At 71.3% G+C, this 23,308-nt stretch carries 23 protein-coding genes; 9 read left to right on the top strand and 14 right to left on the bottom strand.

The features are described 5' to 3' along the window. The first annotated feature begins 28 nt into the window (after nt 1-28). Complete coding sequence (locus OE229_RS15745) at nt 29-526, top strand: hypothetical protein (protein WP_262138797.1); 498 nt, start codon at nt 29-31, stop codon at nt 524-526. Between the two features lie 15 nt (nt 527-541). On the opposite strand, the gene OE229_RS15740 is transcribed toward OE229_RS15745, so the two are convergent. After that, on the bottom strand, nt 542-1,234 hold the full coding sequence (locus OE229_RS15740) for an NUDIX hydrolase (RefSeq protein ID WP_259579840.1): 693 nt from the start codon (nt 1,232-1,234) through the stop codon (nt 542-544). Nucleotides 1,235-1,415: 181 nt separating this feature from the next. Here OE229_RS15740 and OE229_RS15735 point away from each other — a divergent pair, with 181 nt between their 5' ends. The 4 genes from OE229_RS15735 to OE229_RS15720 all read left to right on the top strand — a co-directional run bounded on the left by OE229_RS15735 (nt 1,416) and on the right by OE229_RS15720 (nt 6,186). After that, nucleotides 1,416-2,747, top strand: a complete 1,332-nt coding sequence (locus OE229_RS15735) for an alpha/beta hydrolase (RefSeq protein WP_262138795.1) — start codon at nt 1,416-1,418, stop codon at nt 2,745-2,747. A gap of 5 nt (nt 2,748-2,752) precedes the next feature. Beyond that, nucleotides 2,753-5,251, top strand: a complete 2,499-nt coding sequence (locus OE229_RS15730) for a bifunctional lysylphosphatidylglycerol flippase/synthetase MprF (RefSeq protein WP_262138794.1) — start codon at nt 2,753-2,755, stop codon at nt 5,249-5,251. 32 nt (nt 5,252-5,283) lie between these two features. Further along, nucleotides 5,284-5,817, top strand: a complete 534-nt coding sequence (locus OE229_RS15725) for a hypothetical protein (RefSeq protein WP_182064734.1) — start codon at nt 5,284-5,286, stop codon at nt 5,815-5,817. Between the two features lie 63 nt (nt 5,818-5,880). Continuing rightward, a complete protein-coding gene (locus tag OE229_RS15720) occupies nt 5,881-6,186 on the top strand; it encodes a hypothetical protein (protein WP_262138792.1) in 306 nt (101 codons plus the stop codon). A 274-nt stretch (nt 6,187-6,460) separates the two neighbouring features. Here the strand turns inward: OE229_RS15720 and OE229_RS15715 are convergent, their stop codons facing one another. Continuing rightward, nucleotides 6,461-6,868 (bottom strand): MerR family transcriptional regulator, encoded by a 408-nt coding sequence (locus tag OE229_RS15715; RefSeq protein ID WP_262138790.1) that lies wholly within the window; start codon nt 6,866-6,868, stop codon nt 6,461-6,463. A gap of 89 nt (nt 6,869-6,957) precedes the next feature. Here OE229_RS15715 and OE229_RS15710 point away from each other — a divergent pair, with 89 nt between their 5' ends. Beyond that, the gene (locus OE229_RS15710; RefSeq protein WP_262138789.1) at nt 6,958-7,941 is read left to right on the top strand and encodes an aldo/keto reductase; all 984 of its coding nucleotides are present in this window, start codon (nt 6,958-6,960) and stop codon (nt 7,939-7,941) included. A gap of 12 nt (nt 7,942-7,953) precedes the next feature. On the opposite strand, the gene OE229_RS15705 is transcribed toward OE229_RS15710, so the two are convergent. From OE229_RS15705 to OE229_RS15695, 3 genes are read right to left on the bottom strand one after another with little or no spacing between them, the layout of a single operon-like run. Next, on the bottom strand, nt 7,954-8,352 hold the full coding sequence (locus tag OE229_RS15705; protein ID WP_263344712.1) for a hypothetical protein: 399 nt from the start codon (nt 8,350-8,352) through the stop codon (nt 7,954-7,956). Nucleotides 8,353-8,392: 40 nt separating this feature from the next. Continuing rightward, nucleotides 8,393-9,652, bottom strand: a complete 1,260-nt coding sequence (locus OE229_RS15700) for an MFS transporter (protein ID WP_262138787.1) — start codon at nt 9,650-9,652, stop codon at nt 8,393-8,395. Further along, complete coding sequence (locus tag OE229_RS15695; RefSeq protein ID WP_262138786.1) at nt 9,637-10,209, bottom strand: ArsR/SmtB family transcription factor; 573 nt, start codon at nt 10,207-10,209, stop codon at nt 9,637-9,639. Before OE229_RS15695 ends, OE229_RS15700 begins: the two co-directional genes overlap by 16 nt. 218 nt (nt 10,210-10,427) lie before the next feature. Between OE229_RS15695 and OE229_RS15690 the strand changes: the two genes are divergently transcribed. Next, complete coding sequence (locus OE229_RS15690; RefSeq protein ID WP_262138785.1) at nt 10,428-11,534, top strand: SGNH/GDSL hydrolase family protein; 1,107 nt, start codon at nt 10,428-10,430, stop codon at nt 11,532-11,534. Between the two features lie 219 nt (nt 11,535-11,753). Here OE229_RS15690 and OE229_RS15685 read toward each other — a convergent pair whose 3' ends face one another. From OE229_RS15685 to OE229_RS15675, 3 genes are read right to left on the bottom strand one after another with little or no spacing between them, the layout of a single operon-like run. Further along, the gene (locus OE229_RS15685) at nt 11,754-12,110 is read right to left on the bottom strand and encodes a hypothetical protein (protein WP_182064726.1); all 357 of its coding nucleotides are present in this window, start codon (nt 12,108-12,110) and stop codon (nt 11,754-11,756) included. Between the two features lie 3 nt (nt 12,111-12,113). After that, nucleotides 12,114-13,670: an FAD-dependent monooxygenase gene (locus OE229_RS15680; RefSeq protein ID WP_262138784.1), complete on the bottom strand. Its 1,557-nt coding sequence runs from the start codon at nt 13,668-13,670 to the stop codon at nt 12,114-12,116. A 38-nt stretch (nt 13,671-13,708) separates the two neighbouring features. Then, the gene (locus tag OE229_RS15675) at nt 13,709-14,314 is read right to left on the bottom strand and encodes an acyl-CoA-like ligand-binding transcription factor (RefSeq protein WP_182064724.1); all 606 of its coding nucleotides are present in this window, start codon (nt 14,312-14,314) and stop codon (nt 13,709-13,711) included. A gap of 580 nt (nt 14,315-14,894) precedes the next feature. Here OE229_RS15675 and OE229_RS15670 point away from each other — a divergent pair. Continuing rightward, nucleotides 14,895-15,266 carry a hypothetical protein gene (locus tag OE229_RS15670; protein ID WP_262138783.1) on the top strand — a complete coding sequence of 124 codons (372 nt, stop codon included), beginning with the start codon at nt 14,895-14,897 and terminating at the stop codon, nt 15,264-15,266. A 59-nt stretch (nt 15,267-15,325) separates the two neighbouring features. Here the strand turns inward: OE229_RS15670 and OE229_RS15665 are convergent, their stop codons facing one another. The 3 genes from OE229_RS15665 to OE229_RS15655 form a co-directional block, all read right to left on the bottom strand. Continuing rightward, a complete protein-coding gene (locus OE229_RS15665; protein ID WP_262138782.1) occupies nt 15,326-16,306 on the bottom strand; it encodes an alpha/beta hydrolase in 981 nt (326 codons plus the stop codon). After that, the gene (locus tag OE229_RS15660) at nt 16,299-17,840 is read right to left on the bottom strand and encodes an MFS transporter (protein WP_315973831.1); all 1,542 of its coding nucleotides are present in this window, start codon (nt 17,838-17,840) and stop codon (nt 16,299-16,301) included. The genes OE229_RS15665 and OE229_RS15660 overlap by 8 nt, the downstream gene beginning before the upstream one ends. Nucleotides 17,841-17,986: 146 nt before the next feature. Then, nucleotides 17,987-18,610, bottom strand: coding sequence for a flavin reductase family protein (locus OE229_RS15655; protein WP_262138780.1), 624 nt, complete (start codon nt 18,608-18,610; stop codon nt 17,987-17,989). Nucleotides 18,611-18,743: 133 nt separating this feature from the next. On the opposite strand from OE229_RS15655, the gene OE229_RS15650 reads away from it, so the two are divergent. Beyond that, nucleotides 18,744-19,106 (top strand): hypothetical protein, encoded by a 363-nt coding sequence (locus OE229_RS15650; RefSeq protein ID WP_182064720.1) that lies wholly within the window; start codon nt 18,744-18,746, stop codon nt 19,104-19,106. Between the two features lie 109 nt (nt 19,107-19,215). On the opposite strand, the gene OE229_RS15645 is transcribed toward OE229_RS15650, so the two are convergent. From OE229_RS15645 to OE229_RS15635, 3 genes are all read right to left on the bottom strand, one after another. Continuing rightward, complete coding sequence (locus OE229_RS15645) at nt 19,216-20,172, bottom strand: glycoside hydrolase family 16 protein (protein ID WP_262138778.1); 957 nt, start codon at nt 20,170-20,172, stop codon at nt 19,216-19,218. 291 nt (nt 20,173-20,463) lie between these two features. Next, nucleotides 20,464-21,789, bottom strand: coding sequence for an alpha-hydroxy acid oxidase (locus OE229_RS15640; protein WP_410007319.1), 1,326 nt, complete (start codon nt 21,787-21,789; stop codon nt 20,464-20,466). Further along, nucleotides 21,786-23,273: a rhamnulokinase gene (locus OE229_RS15635; protein ID WP_262138777.1), complete on the bottom strand. Its 1,488-nt coding sequence runs from the start codon at nt 23,271-23,273 to the stop codon at nt 21,786-21,788. The genes OE229_RS15640 and OE229_RS15635 overlap by 4 nt, the downstream gene beginning before the upstream one ends. Nucleotides 23,274-23,308: the final 35 nt, after the last annotated feature.

Below are 23,308 nucleotides of genomic sequence, written 5' to 3'. Positions count from 1 at the left end.
CATGGTGCACCGTCTCCGATCCCTCCCGATGCCCGTGTTGTTGCCGGTGCTCTTCCTGTTCGCGGGCGGACTGTGGTTCCTGATCGGGATGTTCGTCTCCCCTCGAGACATGTCCCTGCTCGGGCGAGCGATCGGCGCGGTCTTCTACGCCGGCGCGATGACGGCGTTCTTCGGCGCCTGGATCGGCCGCGCTCGTCGGCGAGCCGGCGGCGCGACGCAGTTGACGGACGTGCAGCGCGGGCTGAAGCGCGGCGAGGTACCCGAGGACGCCGATCCCGCCACATGGTCCGCCACGGTCGACGAGCACCACCGACAGCTGCGGCGGAACCTGTGGTTCGGACCGGTCGTCTTCGGCGTCATGATCGTGCTCGCACTCTGGCTCGCCCTGACCTCGACGCCCTGGTGGTGGTTCGGGGTGGCGTTCTTCGTCGGGTTCCTGCTGTTCTCGGTGATCACGACGCCCCGCGCGCTCGCGAAGGCCGAGGTCGTGCGCGAGGAGCTCCGTCGCCGGGCGACCGGACGCTGACGCGGATCCGGCGCATCACCTCGGCAGCGGGATCTCCCGCTCGCGGTCCCACGGTTCCGTCCAGCCGAGCCGGTCGAACAGCGCATCCAGCAGCATCGCGGTGAAGCCCCACACCAGGTGCTCGTCGCCGTCGGCCTCGACGGTGAACGCCGGTCCGCGCCACTCCTGACCACCGCGGCGGATCACGGTCACACCGCGGTTCGCCGGGTCGAGCAGGTCGGCCACGGGCACCCGGAACACCGCCGCCGACTCGTGCTCGTCGACGACGCGGATCGGTGAGGGGTCGCGCCACCAGCCGATGACGGGTCGGACCAGGTGGTTCGAGAACGCCAGGGGCACGGCGGGCAGGGCGCCGAGCACCTCGACGCCCGCGGGGTCGAGCCCCGTCTCCTCCTGTGCCTCGCGGAGTGCCGCGGCGACGGCGTCCGCGTCACCGGGGTCGATGCGTCCACCGGGGAACGCGACCTCGCCGGCGTGCGCGCGCAGGGTCGTGGCCCGCGCGAGGAGCAGGACGTCGAGGTCGCGGGGGACCCCGGGTGCCGCCGCCGGTCGGTCGCTCGGCGTGTGGTCGAGCGCACCGAAGAGCATCAGGACCGCGGCCCGTCGTGGCGAGGCCGTGCTGCCGGGTTCGACGAGCGGCCCACCGTCACCCCAGCCGTCCGCTGCGACCGCCGCGAGTGCAGCGCGTACCGATCCGTCGTGCGTCACCCGTTCACCCTAGGTGCGCGCGACCGAGCGGTCCGCGACGGCACGCATCGGAGGCTTCGCTGGGTGTCGGTCGAGTGGGGTCTGAGAGCCCCACAGGTGGGAACTGTGCGAACCGGAAGCGCCTCGGTGCCCCGTTCGCAGCGGGCCGCCGCCACGATTGCACCGTCCGCCGGGAGGCTCCATGTTCCACGATCTGCTCCGACCCCTGTTCCACGTCGCCGTCGTCGCGCCGTCCGTGCTCGTCCCGGTCGACGTCGCCGCCGGGCTCCTCACCGTCGCCGCGCTCCTGCCGGCGTTCGGTCCTCGCTCCCGCCATCCGGTCCGGGGCCTGGGCTGGCGGCTCGGCGCCGTGGCCGTCGGCGCCGGGATCGGCCTCGTCGCGGTGTGGTGGTTCGGGGACGTGCAGGACCTGTACGGGGTGTCGTTCACCCCGATCACCCGGATGTGGGTCGCTCTTTCCTTCGGCGGTGTCGGACTCCTCGTCGTGACGGTCGTCCAGGGTGGCTGGCTCCGTCGTGTGCTCGGCGTGCTCGCGGCGGTGGCGGTGGCACTGGCCGCTGTCCTCGGCGTCAACGTCGACTTCGGTGCCTACCGCACGATCGAGCAGGCCGTGACGACCGATCCGTACCCGTCGGGTCCGCTGGGACACGAGACGGGGGTGGGGCGCGCCTCCAGTCCGGTGGTCGACCCGGCCACCTGGCGGGCGCCCGCCGACATGCCGCGACGCGGGAAGGTGCTCTCGGTCACCATCCCCTCGACCGTCTCCCACTTCCACGCACGGTCAGCGGTGGTGTACCTGCCGCCGGCCGCCCTGACCGAGCGACCGCCGACCCTGCCGGTCGTGATCAGCCTGGCCGGGCAACCCGGGCAGCCGAGCGACATGTTCCAGGCGGGCCGACTCGGCGCGGTGATGGACGCGTTCGCCGAAACCCACCACGGACTCGCCCCGATCGTCGTCGCGCCGGATCAACTCGGGGCGCCGGACCGGAACCCGATGTGCGTCGACTCGTCCCTCGGCCGTTCCGCGACGTACATCATGACCGACACCACGAACTGGATCCGGCAGCACCTGCGCGTCGGGGCAGCGCCCTCTGCCTGGGGCATCGTCGGGTTCTCACAGGGAGCGACGTGTGCCATGCAGTTCTCCACCGCACACCCGGACGTGTTCGGCACGACCTTCGCGATCTCCAGCGAGCTGGCACCCCTGAACGGCTCCGCCCAGCACAGCATCCGGTACGGGTTCGGTGGCTCCGCCAGCCGGTACGCCGCGGCGGCACCTCGGGCGATCATGCGGGCGCACGGGCCGTACCCCGGGCACCTGACCGTCTTCGCCTACGGCAGCGAGGACGAGCCCTACGTCGCCTCGACCACGGCGCTCCGCACGGCTGCGGACGCGGCCGGCATGCGGACCCGGCTGTTCGTGTCCGAGGGCTCTGCCCATGACTGGAACACCGTCCGCTACGCCCTGCGTGTGGGGATGCCCGGCGTCATCGCGCGCCTGGGCCTCCGGTGAGCGCGGTGGTCGCGGCCCTCGCGTGGGCGCACCCGAGACGGCTCGTGCCGGCAGCCCGTCGGTACCCGCTGACGAGCGTCGTCTCGGCCCTGACGATCGTCGCCGGCGTCGCCGCAGTGGTGCTCAGGTGCCTCGGCACGAAGGACGGTCGGACGCCCGACACCCTGGGCGGGACGATGGGTCCGCTCGGCGTGGTCGCGGTGACGAGCAGCGCCGTCGGGTTCCTGGTCACCTTCGTCGCCGTCGTGGTGTGCACCGCGGCGTCCGAACGGCTGCTCGGCTGGCGACGCACCCTGCTCGCGATGGTCGTCACGACCGTGGTGGGCACCGGGCTCGGTGCCCTGCTGCAGCTGTTCGACGGCGCCCCGGCGGACCGTGGCTTCCTCGTGCACCTGGGACACGTCGGCCCGTGGACCTGGATCGTCGGGACCGTCGTCACCGCGAGTGCGTTCGCCGGCGCGCTGTGGCGACGCCGGATCCGGGTGGTGTCGATCGCCGTCGTCGCGGCACTGCTGCTCTACGCCGGACACGCGTCCGACCTGCACGCGGCGCTCGCCCTGCTCGTCGGCCTGGTGCTCGGCCGCGTGCTGCGACGCTCACCGGTGCGGAGCGGCTGGACCCGGAGTTCCTCACGCGAGACCCGGGTGCTGCTGGTGGCCGCGGTGACCGTGTCGGCCGTCGGTCCCGTCCTCGCACTCGTCACCGGTGCCCAGTTCGGGCTGCTCGCCCCGCTCGCCGTGGTGCTCGACACCGGGCCGACCGGGCGGATGCCGCACTGCTCGGTGACCGGGGTGACCGCCGGTTGCGTCCGGGCGCTCGCCGCGGTGCACCCGCACGGCCTGTTCCACTCGCTGCTGGCCGTGATGCCGCTCGTGGTCCTGGCGGTCGGTGCCGTGGGTCTCCGGCGCGGCAGCCGGTTCGCACTGTGGCTCGTCGTGACCGTCGACCTGGTCACCGGCGTCGCGACCGCCGTCTCGTACGGCGTGCTGCCCGAACGCCACCACGCCGTCGTGCAGCGCCTGGCGTCGGACCACCTCGCGGTCTCGCTCTCGATCGTCGCGTCCGTGCTGGTGCCGGTCGCAACGGCGGTGGTGCTCGTCCTGCGCCGCGCGGACTTCCCGGTCCGGACCGACCGGCGACGTCTGCTGACCTTCGCGATCACGGTCGCAGGCTCGGCCGTGGTGCTCGCGATCGTCGTCGTCGGTGTCGCCGTGGCTTCGGGCGACAGCGTGCGCGAGCCGCTCCACCTGGCGCTCGCCGTGCTCGGTCCGATCGCCCCCGTGACCCTGCCCACGCACCTGGCGCAGGCCGAGCCGGCGCTGCGGTTCGTCGTGGGCGCCTCCGGCCCGCTCCTGTGGCTCGCCGTGGCGATCGCCGCGGTCCGGCCGACCGGGGCCGGACGCTCGGACAGCGACCTCGACGGGCAGGACGCCGCCCGGGTGGCAGCTCGTGCCCTGCTGGTCGCGGGCGGTGGTGACACCTTCGGGTGGATGACCACCTGGCCCGGCAACGAGTACTGGTTCACCGAGGACGGCCGCGCCGGTGTCGCCTACCACCGGACCGGCAGCGTCGCGGTGACGACCGGCGGCCCCTTCGGACACGAGGACGCGCGGCTCGCGGCACTCGAGGGCTTCGCCCGGGCCGCGGACGACCACGGGTGGACGCCCGTCTTCTACGGCATCGACGCCACCCTCGGCACGGCACTCACACGACTCGGTTGGACGCTGCTCCCCGTTGCCGAGGACGCCGACCTCGACCCGCGCACCTGGACGACCTCGGGCAAGCGCAAGCAGGACGTCCGCACGGCCGTCAACAAGGCTGCTCGGTCCGGCACCACAGCACTCTGGTCGGACTGGGCCTCGCTGCCCGGCTCGGTCACGCGCCAGATCGAGGCGATCTCGGAGGAGTGGGTCGCCGAGCGCGAACTGCCCGAGATGGGGTTCACGCTCGGTGGGATCGACGAGATGCGCGACCCCGCCGTCCGGGCGCTCGTCGCCCTGGGCGAGGACGGCACGGTGCTCGCCGTCACCAGCTGGCTGCCCGCGTACCGTGCCGGGCAGGTGGTCGGGTGGACGCTCGACGCGATGCGTCGTGCGCCGGACGCCCCGAACGGTGTGATGGAGTTCCTGGTCGCGAGTGCGGTCGACCGGATGCGCGCCGACGGTGCCGAGCGGCTCAGCCTGTCCGCCGCCCCGCTCGCGTCGTCGGCCGAGCCGCAGGGTGCCGGTCGGAGCGGCGTCGAATCGGTCCTCGACGTCGTCGGTGGTGCGCTCGAGCCGGTCTACGGGTTCCGCTCCCTGCTGCGCTTCAAGGCAAAGTTCGGCCCCGACCTGCAGCCCCTGGTGATGGCGTACCCGGACCCGGTCGCGCTGCCCACGATCGGCGTCGCGATCGTCCGCACCTACCTGCCGGGGTTGTCGCTCCGCCAGGCGGTCGCGATCATGCGCGAGCGGCGTCCGGCGCAGGGGACCCGGGCCGAGCAGCCGGCCGCACGCGTCGGCTGACGGGTCCGCAGCGCTATCGGTAGGTTCGGAGCATGGGAACCGAACGGGCCGACGAACCGGCCGTGGACGAGCACGACCCGTACGAACGCCGCCCCGGTTACGTCACGAGTGGCGATGGCCGGACGGACCGGATGACCACGGACATGTTCGTGGGCGTCGCGGTCGGGTTCGTCCTGGTGATCGTCTTCGGGTTCTTCCAGCTCGTCGAGTGGATCGCGATCGGAGCGGCCGTCGTCATCGGCGCAGCGGTGTGGTTGGTCCTGCGCGGTCGGCGACGGCGTGCAGACCGCCGCGCGGGTCGGTCACCGGACGCCGTCCCTCGTGCCCGGGACCGGGCGATCGCCGAGGCCAACGGTGGCCGCCGGTTCTTCGTCGCCCAGAACCCGGTCGTCGTCATCGTGATGGGGGCGATCTTCATCGGTGTCGCGGTCGCGCCGCTGCTGTTCGGCGGGTTCTCCGTCGGCCGGGTCGTGACCGGGGTCGTCGTCGTCGCGAGCGGCGTCCTCTGCATCGTGCAGGGGATCGGCACCCTGCAGGTGCGTCGTCGGGAGCGCAGCGACGGCTGAGTCGCGGTCGTCGGCCCGGAAGGGGAGCATCCGCGTGCTCCGCGGGCCAATATGCTCGCCACCGTGACTGCACTGCACGCCGGGCGACGCTTCGGCGCGACCCGAGGCGAATTCGCCCTCCTGATGACCGTGACCGTCGTCCTCGGACTCGTGGTCCCGGCCGGCGGGCTGCTCGCCGCGTTCGGCTCGCTGCTGACCGGCGTCCGGAATGACCGTCGCCGCGTCCGTGCCCTGTTCATCGTCGGCCTGAGCATGTTGGTGCTGCAGGTCGCATTCGTCGCCTTCTCGCTCTGGGGTCCGACCCAGGTCTGCGTGTCGACGAACGGCGGCCCCGAGACCTGCCAGACGTACTGGCCCTGGGAAGGCTGACGCGCCGTCGATGTGACCTCGGGACGGATGGGCAGCTCATCTGATCGAGCCTGTTGCACCACGGCTGGGCCGACGGCCCGGCCGTGCCCGAACTGCCCCAGGACGAAGCAGCGCGGAGGACGCTCGGCGACCTCGATGTGCCCGGACACCTCGATTTCGACCCCTGGCGGAAGTCCGACGCAACGGAGGAGACAGCTCGATCGTGCAGCGACCGGTCCCGTAGCGCGATCGATCAGGGAGCGTCCGATCGACGATGGTCGACCGGGAAGGAAGGTCATGCCACCGATCGGGCACCGGTCGCGGCCATGGTCGCGCGGTACGCCGCGATCTTCCGTTCGAGCGCCGCGAGGTGTCGCTGCACCTCGGCTTGCCGGGCGAGGACGGTCGCATGGTGCTGCTCGAGGAGCGCGAGCCGTGCGGCGTCGTCAGCGCCGGCCCGGTACGCGGCCGCGTACTCCCGCATCTCCCGCACGCTCATCCCGGTGCCGCGGAGCATCACGGTCCCAGCGAGCCAACTCAGCGCGGCCGTGTCGTACCGCCGCCACCCATCCGCGCCGCGCTCTGGTGCCGGCGCGATCCCTTCCTTCTCGTAGTAGCGGATCGTGTCGACCGTGATGCCGAGCAGCTCAGCCGCAGCGCTGATCGTGACCGGTTCATCGACGTGGACCTCGGGCAGCAGCATGAGTCGAGTCTCCCACTTGACATGGTGTGCACACCAGGGTGGAGGGTCGTCATCGTCCGGGTGCTCCCGGCGACGAACGGAGAACACGCATGCAGCAGATCCCTCTCGGCTCCCAGGGCCTCGTCACCTCCGCGCTCGGGCTCGGATGCATGGGTATGAGCGCCTTCTACGGCGGTGCAACCGAAGCCGGCTCCGTCACGACGATCCGTCGCGCCCTCGACCTCGGGATCACCCTGTTCGACACTGCCGAGGCATACGGGCCGTTCGAGAACGAGAAGCTCCTCGGCCGCGTGCTCGGCGGGGATCGGGACCGTGTGGCCGTTGCATCGAAGTTCGCGACCGACTTCACTGACGACGGTGTCCCGATCGGACTCGACGGCTCCCCGGAGCACGCGCGCCGCGCGATCGACCGGTCCCTCCGTCACCTCGGTACCGACCACGTCGACCTCTGGTACCTCCACCGGACCGACCCGAACGTGCCGATCGAGGACACGGTCGGCGCGATGGCTGAAGCCGTCACCGCCGGCAAGGCACGCTTCATCGGGGTCTCCGAGACCTCGGCCGAGACCCTGCGCCGTGCGCACGCGACGTTCCCGATCACGGCGATCCAATCCGAGTACAGCCTGTTCGAGCGTGACGCCGAACACAATGGTGTCCTCGACACAGCGTCGGAGCTCGGCATCGGATTCGTGCCCTTCTCGCCGCTCGGCCGTGGGTTCCTCTCCGGCACCGTCACCCGCAAGGACGACCTTCCCGTGGGTGACGCCCGGCGGAACCTTCCACGGTTCTCCGACGAAGCGATCGACGCGAACCTGCGCGTCGTCGAGGCGCTGAAGGTCATCGCTGACGAGAAGGGCGTCACGACCGCGCAGCTCGCGCTGGCGTGGCTGATCCAAGCCGGCACCGTTCCGATCCCGGGCACGACCAGAGCGTCCCGGGTCGAGGAGAACGTCGCCGCTGCTGACGTGGTGCTCACCACGAGCGACCTCGAACGCATCGAAGCTGCCTCCCCGCACGGCGTGGCTGTCGGCACTCGCAACACCGAAGCAGGAATGGCACGCGACCGCGGCTGACCCGGACGCGAGTCAGGGCGGGGCTTCGCGGGACCAGTAGTCCGCGCGGACCACGAGGAGCTCCCCCTGGACCTTCGAGGTCAGGTTGACGACGCGGGGATCCCACAGCGTGCCAGGCCGTCTCGCGAGCGGCTCGGTGCCCAACGCCGTCGACAGTTCGGACGGGCTCACCCCCGTCGGTGGCTGCACGGACACGACCGACCAGCATCCACCGGATGCGCACTCCTTGTCCTCGTGGACCACCTTGCTCCCGGCAGGCAGGGGAATCGACGACGACGTCGGCACGTCGCCTTCCGTCGCCCCCGCGAACAGCAGTGCGGCGCGCAGTCCGATGAACAGGACGGCCGCGGCACCCAGGATCAGAACGGTCACGACGATCGCTCGTCGGGTGTTCGTCCGGTGCCTGGTCACCTCCGCAGCCTAGGCGGCGGCTCGGGCGGACCACCGGATGTCAAGCCGTCGGTCCCGCCGGCACCGCGACCCGGCGGCGCTCCATGAGCCGCCACGATCCGCCGAGCAACGGTGTGAGCGTCACGACGGTGTAGAGGAGCGCGATGCCAGCGAAGGTGGCCTGGACCCCGACCCCGTCGGCGGCGAGCCCGGCGAGCAGGCCGCCGACGGGGATGCCCGCCCACGCGCCGGCACCGAGCAGTCCGAACACCCGCGCACGCATGTGCTCGGGGATGCGCTCGAGCTCCACGGCGCCGAGGATCGGGTTGATCGAACCTGCCGCGAGACCGGAGAGCGCGGCGGACGCGAGCATCCACGGCAGGCCGAGCCCGAGCGCCGGGACCACGAGGGACGGCCCGCCGGCGAGCACGAAGCACAGGGCGAAGACCACCCGCCGCGGCACACGGTGTGCCACGTACCCGAAGGCGACGGAGCCGAGGAACGCTGCGCCCCCGAAGACGCCGGTGACGAGCCCCAGTGCCTGCGCGCCACCCAGCTGCTCGTCGGCGTAGAGCGGCAGGAGTGTCGTCGAGCGTGCGGCGTCGAGCAGGTTCGTCACGAGCACCAGCGCGACGACGAGCCGGAACAGTGGGTCGCGGACGCAGAACCGGAACCCGTCGGCGATGTCGCGCCAGTACCCTTGCGACTCCACGGGTTCGGCGGACTCGACCGGTGCCGCCGCACCGCGGACCGTGAGTGCCATGAGCAGCGCGGACGCCCCGAAGGCGATCGCCACGCAGGCGAGAGCCGGCATCGGACCGAGGACGGCGACCAGGATTCCCCCGAGTGGCGCACCGATCAGCACCGACAGCCGTGAAGAAGCCTCGAAGTGACCGACGGCGCGTTCGAGCGGGACATCCGCCGCCGTCGCGAGCCCCGGGAGGAGCACACGTCGCGCGGACTCGCCGGGGGTGTCGAAGAGGCCGCTGACGAAGACGAGCGCGAGGAGTGCCCAGAACGGCAGACCGACGGTCCAGGCGAGCACCGGCATCGCGAGCAGGGTGAGCCCGCTGATCACGTCGGATGCGACGCTGGAGCGGACGAAGCCCACCCGCTCCACGAGAGCCCCACCGAACGGGCCACCGAGCACGATCGGCACCGTCGCCATGAACGCGGCGATGCCGACGTCGGTCGCGGACCCGCCACGCGTGAGGACGGCGAACGGCACGGTGATGGTGGTGACGACGTTCCCGATGCGCGACACCACCTGCACCGCGAGCAGTGCGCGCAGTTGCGCGCGGGGGCTCAACCGCGCGGCCATCGGTACGCCTGGTTCAGTACGAATACCTGCTCGGACCCGTCGCCGGTGCGGTGGACGGCGGCCACGTCGGCCCAGCGTTCCACGACCCCGCGGAGTTCCTCACCCATGTCCTGGAGCTCGGCTGCCGTGAGCCGGAGCACGCGGTCTGCGCTCGAGGACGCTGCCACCCATTCGCGGCCGAACGTCGGTGCATGGTCGACGAAGGCTTCGTAGTTCGCGGCGTACACGCGGGCGACGGCGTGGTCGAGGGCGTTCGTGGCGAGCAGCCGCTCCGGGTCGTCCAACGCGTCGGCGAGCTCCCAGACGGAGGCGTCGTGCGCGGCTCGCCACCAGCGCTCGCGGCGGTCCGTGCCAGCGTCCGGAGCGGGTTCGATGAAGCCCGCGGCAGCCAGCCGGGTGCAGTGGTAGCTGATCGTGCCCGGAGCCTCATCGATCACCTCGCCGATGGTCGCAGCGGTCTGCGCGCCGTTCGCGCGCAGCAGGCCGAGGATGCGCAGCCGCGTCGGGTGGGCGAGGGCGCGCATCTGGGCGGGGTCGTCGATCCGTCCGTGGGTCACGGGACGACCGTACATGCACAAGAGATGTTGTGCAATCGGTCGCGAGGTGAGCCCGACGGCCGTGCAAACCGGATGACGCTCCGTGCCCACGGACAGCGGTGCCCGGATTGCGTCCTCCGCGCCTTGTGGACCTCTCATGGTGCGAGGCCCTCCACCGGCCTACCGTCTACTTGTCAGACGATCGTCTGGCGAACAGGCCCTCTGGAAGGAACCGCTCCATGCGTCACGCTCCTCGCCTCCGCCGAACCGGTGCCCTGCTGATCACCAGTGGCGTCCTGACGGTGGCATCGCTCGCGGTCGGGACGGCCGGGCCTGTCTCCGCGGCGACCACCGACGGTGCAGCGCCCGTCGGGTCTGCTATCGCAGTGTCCTCGTCGCCCGGCGGGACGGACTACGTCGCCCTCGGGGACTCGTACGCGGCGGGCTTCGGGGTGGCCCCCTACAGTGCGACCCCTGCGGTCGGCTGTCTCCAGTCCACGACCGACTACCCCCACCAGGTCGCAGCATCCCTGGGTCTGCGACTCGATGACCGAACCTGCACCGGTGCCACCACCGACAACATCACCCGGTTGCCACAGTCGACCGGTGCCGGACGTGGAACCGCACCCGTCCAGGCCGATGCGCTGTCGAAGGACACGGACCTCGTCACCGTGTCGATCGGCGGGAACGACCTCGGGTACACCGACCTCATCGCGAACTGCCTCGCGCTCACCAAGGACGGTCCGGTGTTCTCGGAGATCCACGGGAAGACCTACGACCGCTGCAAGGACTACTACGCACCGGTCGTGCACGGCGTCGAACGGGATCGTCTCGCAGCGCGCATCCGCACCGTCGTTGCACCTCGGCTCGCGTCGACGTTCCGCGTGATCGCGCAGCGCGCCCCACGGGCGAAGGTGTTCGTCGTCGGCTACCCGATGATCGCGCCGAGCTCGGCACGGTCCCCGAAGGGATGCTTCTCGAGCCTCCTCGGTGATTCCGGACTCGAACCGCCGTTCCCGCAGAACGCGTTCCCCTTCACCGCCACCGACACCGCCTACTTCCACCGCACGCAGAACGCGCTCGACGGAGCGGTCAAGGCTGCGGCGAAGGCTCGTGGCTTCACCTACGTCTCGACGCTGCGTGGTTCCGCCGCGCACACGCCCTGTGCAGCGTCGGGTTCCGCATGGATCTCGGGACTCACCCTGACCGACCACGGCACCGCCGCCGACAGCGCACCGCTGTCCGGGACGAAGTACCGGATCCTCTTCGGTGCACTCCACCCGAACGCGGCCGGCATCGCGTACCTGCGTGACCAGACCAAGGCCGCGATCGTCGGATCGCGCTGACACTCCAACGGCGGATCTGGTCGCGTCGTCGACGCGACCACCAGACGGATGGGAGGCCCGGTGCCAGCTGGCACCGGGCCTCCCATCCGTCTCTCCTGGACTTCCGGGCGGGCTCGTCTTCCTGCGGAAGCTCGTCCCGCGTTCCGCCGTCGCGAGCGCAGAGCAGTCGCGGACCGGATCTGGGCCTGGGCCCTGAGTGAGGGTGACCTGCACCAGCGGTCAGATGAGCAGCCCGATGGTGAGCGCGACGATCCCGCCCGCCGTGAGTAGTGCTGGTCCCGCGACCCGGCCGGGAGCGGGCTGTTCCGTCGTACGTGCGAAGAAGGCGGCGACGAGCATCGACGTCGCGCCTCCGTAGATCAGCACGAAGGCTTCGGGGAAGAAGCCGATGATGTGGACCACGAGCCCGGCGAAGATCGTCGATGCCGACGTGAACAGGTGGGCTCTGGAAGCTGCTGGGAGCTCGGGCACTGCTCGTGTTCTGAGGAACAGACCGACCAGGCACCAGATCGAAGCGGTCGCGAAGAGCGCGCCGCTGATCGAGACGATCGCGGCTCCGATCACGTCGAGGTTCACGCGTTACTCCTTTCCGGTACAGCCGTGTTCGGGTGTTCCGAACCAGGCGGAGAGTGCCTCTGTGAGGGAGGCGGGGTCGGTGTGTGACCAGGCGACGAATCCGTCTGGCCGGATCAGCATCGAGGTCTGTTCGTGCGTCGTGGCCAGCGGCACGTGGTCGACGCGGTCGTCCCACGGGGCGATGGTGTCGTGGTGTCCGCCCGTCGCGTCGAGCAGGATCGGACGGGCGGTGCGGAGCAGTTCCGGGATCCTGCGGACGGCCCCGTCGACGAGCTCGACCGTCGTCGACGGCGCGAACCGTCCGGTGGGACCGTCGGGGTCCATGCAACCCATGTTGTAGCGAACGTCCGACCCGGCGAGGAGATCTCCGATGCGCTGCACGGTGGTCGTGTCTGCGAGCATCTCGGCGAAGAGGTCGCGGAGGGCGGTGACGTCCGAGCCGGGCGCCATGAGCGCGGTCTGCGCCTGGGTCTGCATGAAGACGCGTTGTCCGAGCGGGCGGCGCTCGGTTTCGTAGGTGTCGAGCAAGCCCGCGGGAGCCCAGCCGTGGAGGGCGGCGGCGAGTTTCCAGGCGAGGTTCGCCGCGTCCTGGAGTGCGAGGTTCAGGCCGGGTCCGCCTGCGGCGGAGTGCACGTGTGCGGCATCGCCGAGGAGGAAGACCCGCCGGTCGCGGTAGCGGTCAGCGACGCGTGTGTTCCGACCAGTCAGCCGGCGCAGCAGCGTCGGCTCGTCGGCGGCCGGCGCGTTGAGGTCGAGGCGGACGCCGAGGACGCGCTCCAGGCTGTCCTCCATCTCGGTCAATGTCATGGCTGCTCCCTCACCGGGGAAGCTGCGGTCAGGCTGGTCCTCCCATTCCGCGGTGTAGACCAGCGGGTGCGCCGGGTCACGGAGGGCGATGGTGACGACGCCGGTCTCAGTGCGGTGGAAGCTCTCGGCGATCTCTCCCAGACCCGCGACGTGCACGTTCCCGGGGCCGGCGGGCGTCAGCTGCGCAGTTGGTGCGATCAGGGCTGTGCGGTCCACGATGTGGTGGTCGGTGTTGCCAGGGAAGCCGATACCGGAGCGCTTCCGTACAGTGCTTCGCGCCCCGTCACTGCCCACGAGGTACTGCGCCGACACGGTGCTCGCAGCTCCGGTCGCGACGTCGACGACGTCGACGGTGACGGAGTCGTCGTGTTGGGTGAAGGAGCGCATCTCGACGCCGCGACGGATCTCGACACCGAGTTCTGCTGCGCGGTCGTTGAGTACGCGCTCGAGGTCGCGCTGGTTGATGTGGAGCAGGTACATCGGGTTGTGGTCGCCGAGCACATGGAGCGGAAGGGGCAGTGCTCCGAAGAAGAACCGCGGCGCAGGCGCCGGGACGGACGTCCCGGCGCACCGCTCGAACAAGCCGCGGTGGTCGAGGAGCCGGACGACCTGTCCGGTCAAGCCGTGCGCTTTGTCCCACTGGTTGATCTCGGGGAGGCGTTCGACGACGAGGGGGTTCGCACCCGCGAGCTTCAGCTCGCAGGCGGCGAAGACGCCCACGGGTCCGCCTCCGACGATGACGACGTCGTACATGACGATCTTCTTCCTGACGATGTTCGTGGAGTGCGTGGTCAGCGAAGCTGGTCGAAACCGTCGCCGAGGAGTCGGAACGCATCGCGCAGGAACGGCTGCAGTGGTTGCGGCTCTGCGCGCGCCGCCCAGGCCTCCAGCGTCGTCAACAAGGTCGACAGCGCCGCGGCGGACACCAGACCAGGCACGGGGTCATCCGGTGCTGCGTCACTGCGGGTCGCGATGGCGGCCGTGAACACGGTGTTCGCTGCGCGGGCACCTCGGTCGACGGCGGACTGCATGCCTGGAGTCGACAGCACTGCGAGCAGTCCGCTCTGCTCCTCCTGCGAGGGGGTCGTCGTCTCTTCCGCCTCGTACGGAGCGAGCAGCGCCTCCGTGACAGCAGTCCACAGCGGCTCCGCGCGTGGCCGCTGCAGCAGATCGACGGCCGCCGTGCGCACGCGTTGCACGTGGCGGTCCGCGATCGCGTCTTCCTTGCTCGAGAAGTAGTTCCCGAACGTCCGCCTCGACACCCCGACCTCGCTGACGATGTCCTCGACACGGATGTTGTCGAGCCCCCGCTCCCGGGCGAGCAGCACTGTCGTCACGCTCAACGCGTCACGGATCGCTGCCTTCTTCTGCTCACGGAACGAGACCTCGTCTGTCATGACGCCAACCTAGGACATATTTGCCCAATGGGCAAGTTTACTCAATGGGCAACTATTGCTGTCGGGAGCATCGGTTCACGGCTGACGAGCGAGGTCCGGCTCCGCGCTCCAGCGGGCTCTCGGGCTGCCATGGTCGAACCACGGAAGCGGATCGGCCGGCGGGACGGCCATCGGCATCGTCGTCACGGTCGTGTGCGGCGCCGTGCTCACGGGGGTCCGTCGGGCGCTGCGGCGAAGAGCTCGCCGGGACGAAGAGGGGCCCGCCCGCCGAAGAGGCCCAGGTCGGAACCAACGGCGGCAACGCCGGCGCGAACTCCGAATCGGCGTTGCTGGATACCGCAAGATCGGTGAGGAACCGTCGTGTGGGCTGACGGTCCGGCAGTACGGTCCGGGAACAGCCTGACCCGAGGCTGCGAGAAGCCGACCCGAAGGCGACCCGATGGACAACGGTGACGAGCGACGGCCTGGCGCCCTCGCGTTCAAGAAGCATCTCGGGCTCCGCCGAGTCCGTGCTGAGCCAGTCCCGGTGCAGCTCGGTGTGGCGCGCGTGGGGCTCTTCCTCGCCAGCAGGAGTGTTCCGATGGAATGCGGATCCACGTGCACGATCGGCCCGCGATCCCTGCCGGCCGCCGGGATCGCGGATCTCGAGCGACGCGACGAAGAGCTCGACGAACGCGGCGGGTTCGAGGCACAGCTCGCCGAGGTGCTCACGGAGTCGTGGCCTCTCGTCGTCGAACTCGCTGCAGAGGAGCTGGCGGCGGACACCATCGTCATGCCCGTCGTCGGTGATCGTGTCCACTACAGCCGGGGGTCCGGGCACCTCGTCGGGCTGCAGGGAGTCGTCGTCGCGTGCGATGACGGACGAGCTCTGCCGCGCGGGCTGCGGTACGTGCAGCTCGACGGCGAGCCGTGGCCGATCGTCGTCGCGATGGCGTCCCTGGACCGGATCTAGCCGATGCTGCGACCCGGCTCCGGCACGAGCGCCACGGTGCGCTCGTGCCGGAGCCGACGTCACACGGCCGGACTGAGGAGGCGACCGGTGAACTCGCGCAGGGCCCGCACGGCCCGCTGCGACAGCGTCGCGTCGGGCATCATGCTCGTCGATCCGTGGAACGCGCCCGGCCACACGTGTAGTTCCGCCTGGACCCCTGCCGCCCACAGCGAGCTGGCGTAGGCGACGGTCTCGTCGCGGAACACCTCGGTGCTGCCGCAGTCGATGTAGGCGGGCGGGAGTCCGGCGAGGTCGGTCGCGCGGCCGGGTGCGGCGTAGACGGACACGTCCTCGCCACCCCGCCGATCACCGAGGTAGGCGTCCCAGCCGAACCGTGTCATCTCCCGGTCGGCGACCCCGACACCGTCGAACTGCCGAGCCGACAGGGTCGCGTCGCGGTCGTCGAGCATGGGACTCACGAGCACCTGGCCGATGACGCTCGGCCCCTGCCGGTCGCGTGCGAGGAGGGCCGTGCCGGCAGCGAGACCGGCACCGGCGCTCTGCCCCACGAGCACGATGCGCTCCGGGTCGATGCCGAGTTCGTCGGCGTGCTCGGCTGCCCAGACGAGACCGGCGTAGCAGTCCTCGACCGGGTACGGGTCCGGGTGTTCCGGCGCCAGGCGGTAGTCGGGGCTGACCAGGACGACGTCGTGCACCAGGAGCCACTCGTCGTAGGAGTCGAGGTTGCCGAGGTGGTGGCCGAACATCATGCCGCCGCCGTGGATCGCGTAGGCCAGCGCAGCCGTGCCGGTGCGTCCGACGCGCTGGATCACGGCGAGGTCGATCGGGTCGCCGCCGAACCCCGGGATCGTGATGCTGCTCCGCTCGAGGCCGCGAGCACGCAGTCCTTCGTCGAGCTGCGCCTCCGTCGTGTCCAGCTGTCGCATCTGCGGGAGCATCTCGGCTGTGAGGTGGAAGCGGCCTCGCGCGTCCATGGCGGTGAGGAAGGGCACGAACTCGGGGTCGAACGGCGGGCGGGGGAGGGCGATGGTGTCAGGCACGGAAGGTCTCCTCGGTGATGGTGATCGGGTCGGTGTGTGCATGGTTGGTGTCGGCGGGTTCGGCCGGCGCCGCGCCTCGCGGTTCGACGGCGGGCCGGGCTCGGAGCATGCCGACCACGACGAGCAGTGCTGCAACCGCGGCGAGGCCGAGGCCGGCGACGGTGAGGGCGTCCTGGAAGCGCTCGAGCCGAGCGGCGGTCCAGGCGGTCGTGGTGATGCTCCCGGCGACGAAGGCGGCGACGATGGTCCCCGCCGCGGCGACGGCGGCACCGCCCGCGAGCTCGCTCGAGGTGTCGACGAGCGCCGCTCCGACGGAGGTGCGATCCGCGGGCAGCCCCGTGAGGACCGACGCGCCGGCGACGACGCCGACGACCCGCATGCCGGCGGCGACGAGCACGAGCGCGACGAGCACCCACGGGTACCCGTACCGGCTCAGGGCGCCGAAGACCGCGAGACCGGAGACGACCGAGGCGGCGCTCATCCAGGCGGCGCGGCCCAGGCCGACCCGCTGCACGAACGGCCCGACGAAGCGGCCGCCGACGAGCAGCACGACCACCTGCGGCAGCGTCCCGACCGCGGCCAGGGCCGGCGGCCAGCCCCAGGCGAACTGCAGCTGCAGGGTCACGAGGTACGACAGTCCGGCGACGGCCAGACCCGACGCGGCCTTGAACGCGAGGCCGCTCGAGACGAGTGGGCGGGCGAGCAGGTGCAGGTCGATCAGCGGGTGCCGCGCGGTCCGCTCGCGGGCGACGAACCCCACCCCGCAGCTGACGGCGAGCGCGAGGACGGCCCACCCCCACCAGCCAGTGGCTCCGGACTCGACCAGGATCGTCGGCGTCACGAGTGCTCCGGCCGTGGTCACGGTGCCGAGCAGCGCTCCGACCACGTCGACCGGATCGCGACGGAGCTCCGCCGTTTCGTCGTGTGCGACACCCAACCGGATGCCGACGAGCGCGAGGACCGCGATCGGCACGTCTGCCAGCAGCAGCACCTGCCACGGGGCGACGGCGAGCACGAACCCGCCGACGGTCGGACCGACGGCCAGCCCCACGAGCCCGGCCGTGGAGATGACGGTGAGCGCCCGCACCCGGAGGCCTTCGTCGTCGAAGAGGCGGAACGCGAGCGCCATCGACCCGGGCGTCGTCATCGCCGCGGCGACGCCCATCGCGACCCGCACGGCGATCAGTTGCTCGGTCGACGTGACCACCGCCGTGGCGAGGCTCGCCAGGGCCAGCAGGACGAGCCCGGCGAGCATCACCCGGCGGCGGCCGATGCGGTCGGCGACCGCGCCGAAGAGCAGCATGAGCCCTCCGAAGGCGACCGAGTAGGTACCTGAGACCCATTGCAGGCCCGTCGTCGACGAGCCCAGGTCGCGGCCGATCGTCGGCAGGGCGACGTTGAGCACGGAGTTGTCGAGCATCTCGAACAGGAACACCGCGGAGAGCCCGGCGAGGGCGATCCAGGCGTCGCGCAGACGAGGAGACGAACCGCCGCCGGGCACGTGCCCGGTGGTGAGAGCGGGACTGGGGGACACGATGGCGCACTCCTTCGAGGGAAGAAGTGGCGACTCGTTCGAAGCCGCGTGCTGGTGCGTCGCAGATCGCGGCGCCTTTTACCTCAGTGATCGAGACCATACACGGACCGCCCGCTCGAGGAAAGTCCGCGGTCGGAGGCCGCTCGCTACCGGTACCACTCCTCGTCGATGCCAGCGAGCCGCGAGGGGTGGAGCTCGCCGCCGAGGCCGTAGAACCGCTGGAAGCTCATGATGAGCGGACGCCACAGCGCGGGATCGATCCGGTTCGCGGTGCCCGCCATCCGGATGGTGTCGTGCACGTGGACGCGGCTGATCGAGGCTTCGAAGACGAAGGTGTCGTCGTCGGATGTGAGCGGTCGCGTGTGCACGACGTGCGCTTCGAGGTTGACCGGGCACTCGTCGATCCGTTCCGCACGGACGGTGTCGCCGGGGCGGCCGTGGAGCCCGGCGAGGCGGAGCTTCTCCGGTTCATGGCGGTAGCGGACGTGGGCCTTGCCGGCGGGGACGGGTGATCGTCCGGTCGTGAGGGCGAGTGCGTCCACCGCGGTCACCAGATCGGCGGACGGGAGGTTGATGACGCACTCACCGGTGGCGAGCAGGTTCCGAGCGGTCTGGGATCGGCTTCCCATGCCGAGGACGGCGGTCTGCCCGAGCCAGAAGATCGACGACATTGGGGCGGTGTTCGTGGTGCCGTCCTCGGCGATGGTGCTCAGCAGCGCCACGGGCGTGCCGAAGTACAGGATCGCGGGGTCGATGGGGGTGTGGTGCACGGCGCTCGGCTCTCGGTCGGGCTTCGCGGCGGTCGCGAGCTCCGAGCCAGTCTCGCCAGGCGTGGGAGCGGTCGCTGGCGGTTTCCCGCCGTCGCAGTTCGAGGTGGCGGTGAGCAGGACCTACCCTGGACGGATGCTCTCCCGCCGCGAAGCCGCCGTCCGGCTCGACATCCCCCTCGAGATGGCGACCCGCCACGGCATCCCGTCGCGCCTGAGCGAAGCCGAGCTCGACGCGATCGAGCAGGACCCGCCCGCCTGGCTCGTGCAGTCTCGCGCCAACCGCACCGGCACCAAGAAGGTCTGGACGCGCCTGGAGTGCGTGGTCTGCGGCTTCGACGAAGAAGCACGCCCGAAGAAGTGGTGGCCCGAGTGGGACTACCTGATGTGCGACTACCACGCCCCCTACCAGGCGCCCGAGCCCACCGCCGGCCTGACGCGGCGTGAGGTCGAGGGCATCGGCAGCCGTTTCATCGCGCTCGTCGACGAGGAGCGCTAGCCCACAGGCTCCGCGGTGACGCCAGGAAGGTCACCACGCAGACGGACGGGAGGCCCGGTGCCAGCTGGCACCGGGCCTCCCGTCCGTGCGTGGTGCGGACCTGCGGACGCTACTCGGTCGTCGAGACCCAGTCGATGAGCAGGTTGCCCTTCTCGCCCCAGTTGCCGACCTGGAACATGAAGCGGTGCGGGGTCGTCGGCACGTCGTGCGTGATCGTGCCGAGGACCTTGCCGTCGACGCTGTACGTCACGGACTCGCCGGGGACCCAGTCGACCTTGTAGGTGTGCCAGTCGCGCCACGAGACGCCGGTGCCGAGCTGGACGCGCTCGGCTTCCTTGCCCGGGGTCATCGAGTGGTGGAACACCGAGGGGCTGTCCTCGAAGTTGCCCTCGGGGAAGTCGATCTCGCCGTCGGCCCAGACGTTCGACGTCGGCCACAGCATGAAGGCCGCGCCGTTGCCGTCGCCGCCGGTCGCCTTCGCGCGGACCGAGAACGAGCCGCCGACGTGGTCCCAGGCGCCGTCGGAGGAGCCGAAGGTGCCGGCAGCTCCGGCACCGGTGCCGAGGGCGACGTCCATCACGCCGTCGTGCACCGACACCGTCTTGCTCGGCGCGTAGATGCCCGAGGTGCCGTCGGGGTAGGCCTGCCACGACTGCGGGTAGAGCGACGAGACCAGCCCGGTGACGGCGTCCTCGGTGAAGTCCTCGACGAACGAGGCGTCCGGTGCGATCGCGGAGAGGTCCGCGGGGGAGGCACCCGCTTCGGGCGCCGCTTCCGGCGCAGCCTCGGACTCGGGCTCGGCCTCGGGTGCGGGCTCGGCGACGGGGGCGGAGTCCTCGATCGGCGCGGAGTCCTGCGTGGGCTCCGCAACCGGGGTCCACTCATCGGTGGGAGCCGGGGTCTCCGTCTCGTCCGGGGCGGGCGTCGGGGTGGGGTTCACCGGGGCGTTGTGCCAGCGGCGTTCGCCGTCCCAGCCCCACCAGGTGCGGGCGGAGGCGGCGGTGGGGACGCCGAGGACCAGGGCACCGGCGGTCGCGACCGCCAGGATCGCGCGGTGGCGGATCATCGGGCGCCCCCTCGGGTGGACGGGGTCGTGGACGTGTGACGTGGGGTCGTGCCGCGCGAGGGCGTGCACGTGCTTCGGGTCGAGATGTCGGGCTCCTCGTGGATGCTCGGGCGCAGGATGCGGGGAGGGACGGACGCACCAGCCGGCCGGATGCCGAGGGTTTCGTTGACGCGTCCACGGACATCTTGCATCATCTGTGACCCGTTCGGGGGGCGTCACGGAAATCGACCGACGAACGCCCGGTGTCCGACCGTCGAACGTGCACGATGCAACGCGCGGCGAGCCGACGGGTCAGACCCGGGGGATCGGCTGCAACCGCTGCAACTGCGTCACGTGCCCCGGCTCGAGTTCGTCGAGCGAGGCCACCCCGAGCAGCCGCATGGTCCGCTCGATCTGCTCGGACAGGATCTGGATCATCCGGTCCACCCCGGCCTCGCCACCGGCCATCAGCCCGTACAGGTAGGCACGGCCGACCATCGTGAACCTCGCGCCGAGGGCCACGGCGGCGACGATGTCGGCGCCGGACATGATGCCCGTGTCGAGGTGCACCTCGGTGTCCTTCCCGACCTCCTTGACCACGGCGGGCAGGAGGTGGAAGGGCACCGGGGCGCGGTCCAGCTGCCGGCCCCCGTGGTTCGACAGCGTGATGCCGTCGACCCCCAGGTCCGCCAGGCGCTTGGCGTCGGCCAGCGACTGCACGCCCTTCACGACGACCTTGCCCTGCCACTGGTCACGGATCCAGGCGAGGTCCTCGTAGGTGACGGTCGGGTCGAACATGTGGTCGAGCAGCTCGCCGACGGTGCCGGACCAGCGGTCGAGCGACGCGAACGCCAACGGTTCGGTGGTCAGGAAGTCGAACCACCACCACGGCCTCGGGATCGCGTTCACCACGGTCCGGGCACTCAGCTGCGGCGGGATCGAGAACCCGTTCCGCTTGTCCCGCAGTCGCGCACCCGCGACGGGGACGTCCACCGTGACGAGCAGCGTGTCGAAGCCGGCCTGCTGGGCGCGGGAGACCAGCGCCATCGACTTCTCGCGGTCCTTCCACATGTACAGCTGGAACCAGTTGCGCCCGCTCGGGTTGGCGTCGCGGACGTCCTCGATCGCGGTGGTGCCCATCGTGGAGAGCGAGAACGGGATGCCGGCACGTCCGGCGGCCCGGGCACCGGCCCGCTCGCCCTCGGTCTGCATCATCCGCGTGAAACCCGTCGGCGCGATGCCGAACGGGTACGACACCGGCGCCCCGAGCACCTCGCGCGAGGTGTCCACCCGGGACACGTCCCGCAGGATCGCGGGCGTGAACTCGATGTCCTCGAACGCCTGCCGGGCACGGGCGAGGGAGATCTCCGCTTCGGCCGCGCCCTCGGTGTAGTCGAACGCGGCCTTCGGCGTGCGGCGGGCGGCGATGTCGCGGAGGTCCCAGATCGTCAAGGCCTGTTCGAGCCGCTGACGCCGACCCGGCAGCGAAGGCTTCTTGAACTGCATGAGCGGCGCGAGGTCCCGCACCGTCGGCAGCTGCCGCTTGACCCGCGTGCGAGCGGCGGACGCGGAACCGGTGGCGGGTGCCGGTGCCCCGGTCGCGGGGTCGATCCGGTGCTGGTCGTCGGTCGTGGTCATGCGTGGCTCCTGACGGGGGATCGATCGGGATCGGCGCGCGACGACGCCGACGGGGTGTACCGCACGGGCTCGACGCTCCGTGCGACGATGCTCCGGAGTGCCTCCAGTGAAGCCCCTCCGAGGCCAGCGAGTCCAGCGGCGCGCGCCTGCACCAGCACGTTGCCGAGGGCGGTGGCCTCGACCGGTCCGGCCACGACCGGCAGGCCGGTCCGGTCCGCGGTCAGCTGGCAGAGCAGCCGGTTCTGCGAGCCGCCGCCCACGACGTGCACGACCCGGATGGCCTTGCCGGTCACGTCGGCGATGGTGCGCAGGGTCTCGGCGTACGCCGTCGCGAGCGACTCGAGGATGCTCCGGACGAACTCCGCGCGCGACGCGGGGGCGCTCAGCCCGTGCGCCGCGCACCACCCGGCGATCCGCGCCGGCATGTCGCCGGGTGCCGTGAACGACTCGTCCGCGGGGTCGAAGACGGGGACCGGGGCGGTGACGGCCGCGGCGGAGGCGAGCAGGGCCTCCAGGTCGACGTGGTCGCCACCGCGCTCCCAGGTGCGGACGCTCTCCGACAGCAACCACAGTCCGGACACGTTCTTCAGGAACCGGACGCGGCCGTCGACACCGCCCTCGTTCGTGCAGTTCGCGCGTCGCGCCGCGTCCGACAGGACAGGCGCGTCGAGCTCGACGCCGACGAGCGACCACGTGCCCGACGAGATGTAGGCGAAGTCCGGTTCCGTCGCGGGGACCGCGACGACGGCGCTCGCCGTGTCGTGCGAGCCGACCAGCGTCACGTCGGCCCGGCCGCCGACGAGCTCGACGACGGACGGCAGCAGCGGGCCGAGTCGGTCGCCCGGGTCGCGCAGCGTGGGCAGCAGCCCGGCCGGGAGGCCCGCAGCAGCCCGCACCGCCGGGTCCCACCCACGGGTGGTCGCGTTCAGTGCCCCGGTCGTCGAGGCGTTCGTGCGCTCGGCCGCCTCGACCCCCGTCAGCCAGTACCCGAGCAGGTCGGGGACCAGCAGCGCACGCTGCGCGAGCTGCAGCGACGGGTCGGCAGCCCACTGGAACACGGTGTTGAACGGCAGGTGCTGCAGGCCGTTCCGGGCGTACAGCCCGGTGGCGTCCATCCGGTCGTGCACGGGGACGACACCGCCCTGGTGCCGGTCGTCGCGGTAGTGCGACGGCAGCCCGAGCAGTCGGCCGTCGCGGAGCAGGCCGTAGTCGACCGCCCACGAGTCGATGCCGATGCTGGCGATCGCGGGGTGCTCGGCGAACGCACGCCGGAGCCCCTCGGTCACCTGTCGGTACAGCTCGACGACGTCCCAGTGCAGGGCGTCGCGGCCGGTGTCGACGTCGCCCTCGTGCAGGGTGACGGGGCCGTTCGGGAACCGGGCGACCTGGTCCATCCAGACCCGGTCGGGGTCGACGTGGCCGACGATCACCCGGCCGCTGGTGGCCCCGAGGTCGACCGCGGCGACGCTGCCGCTGGTGTGCATGCCGTGCTCCTGCTCGGTTCGTTGGTCGTCGCTCG

Origin of the sequence: Curtobacterium poinsettiae (assembly GCF_025677645.1) — a bacterium.
Taxonomy (GTDB): Bacteria; Actinomycetota; Actinomycetes; order Actinomycetales; family Microbacteriaceae; genus Curtobacterium; species Curtobacterium poinsettiae_A.
Note: the sequence above shows the minus strand (reverse complement) of the source record. Positions and strands in the feature narration are given on the sequence as shown.

Coding starts and splice junctions, on each gene's coding strand:
- OE229_RS15690 (WP_262138785.1), top strand. CDS start 10,428: ATGCGTCACGCTCCTCGCCTCCGCCGAACCGGTGCCCTGCTGATCACC.
- OE229_RS15680 (WP_262138784.1), bottom strand. CDS start 13,670: ATGTACGACGTCGTCATCGTCGGAGGCGGACCCGTGGGCGTCTTCGCC.
- OE229_RS15735 (WP_262138795.1), top strand. CDS start 1,416: ATGTTCCACGATCTGCTCCGACCCCTGTTCCACGTCGCCGTCGTCGCG.
- OE229_RS15700 (WP_262138787.1), bottom strand. CDS start 9,652: ATGGCCGCGCGGTTGAGCCCCCGCGCGCAACTGCGCGCACTGCTCGCG.
- OE229_RS15745 (WP_262138797.1), top strand. CDS start 29: ATGCCCGTGTTGTTGCCGGTGCTCTTCCTGTTCGCGGGCGGACTGTGG.
- OE229_RS15635 (WP_262138777.1), bottom strand. CDS start 23,273: ATGCACACCAGCGGCAGCGTCGCCGCGGTCGACCTCGGGGCCACCAGC.
- OE229_RS15670 (WP_262138783.1), top strand. CDS start 14,895: ATGGAATGCGGATCCACGTGCACGATCGGCCCGCGATCCCTGCCGGCC.
- OE229_RS15640 (WP_410007319.1), bottom strand. CDS start 21,789: ATGACCACGACCGACGACCAGCACCGGATCGACCCCGCGACCGGGGCA.
- OE229_RS15715 (WP_262138790.1), bottom strand. CDS start 6,868: ATGCTGCTGCCCGAGGTCCACGTCGATGAACCGGTCACGATCAGCGCT.
- OE229_RS15650 (WP_182064720.1), top strand. CDS start 18,744: ATGCTCTCCCGCCGCGAAGCCGCCGTCCGGCTCGACATCCCCCTCGAG.
- OE229_RS15675 (WP_182064724.1), bottom strand. CDS start 14,314: ATGACAGACGAGGTCTCGTTCCGTGAGCAGAAGAAGGCAGCGATCCGT.
- OE229_RS15710 (WP_262138789.1), top strand. CDS start 6,958: ATGCAGCAGATCCCTCTCGGCTCCCAGGGCCTCGTCACCTCCGCGCTC.
- OE229_RS15645 (WP_262138778.1), bottom strand. CDS start 20,172: ATGATCCGCCACCGCGCGATCCTGGCGGTCGCGACCGCCGGTGCCCTG.
- OE229_RS15725 (WP_182064734.1), top strand. CDS start 5,284: ATGGGAACCGAACGGGCCGACGAACCGGCCGTGGACGAGCACGACCCG.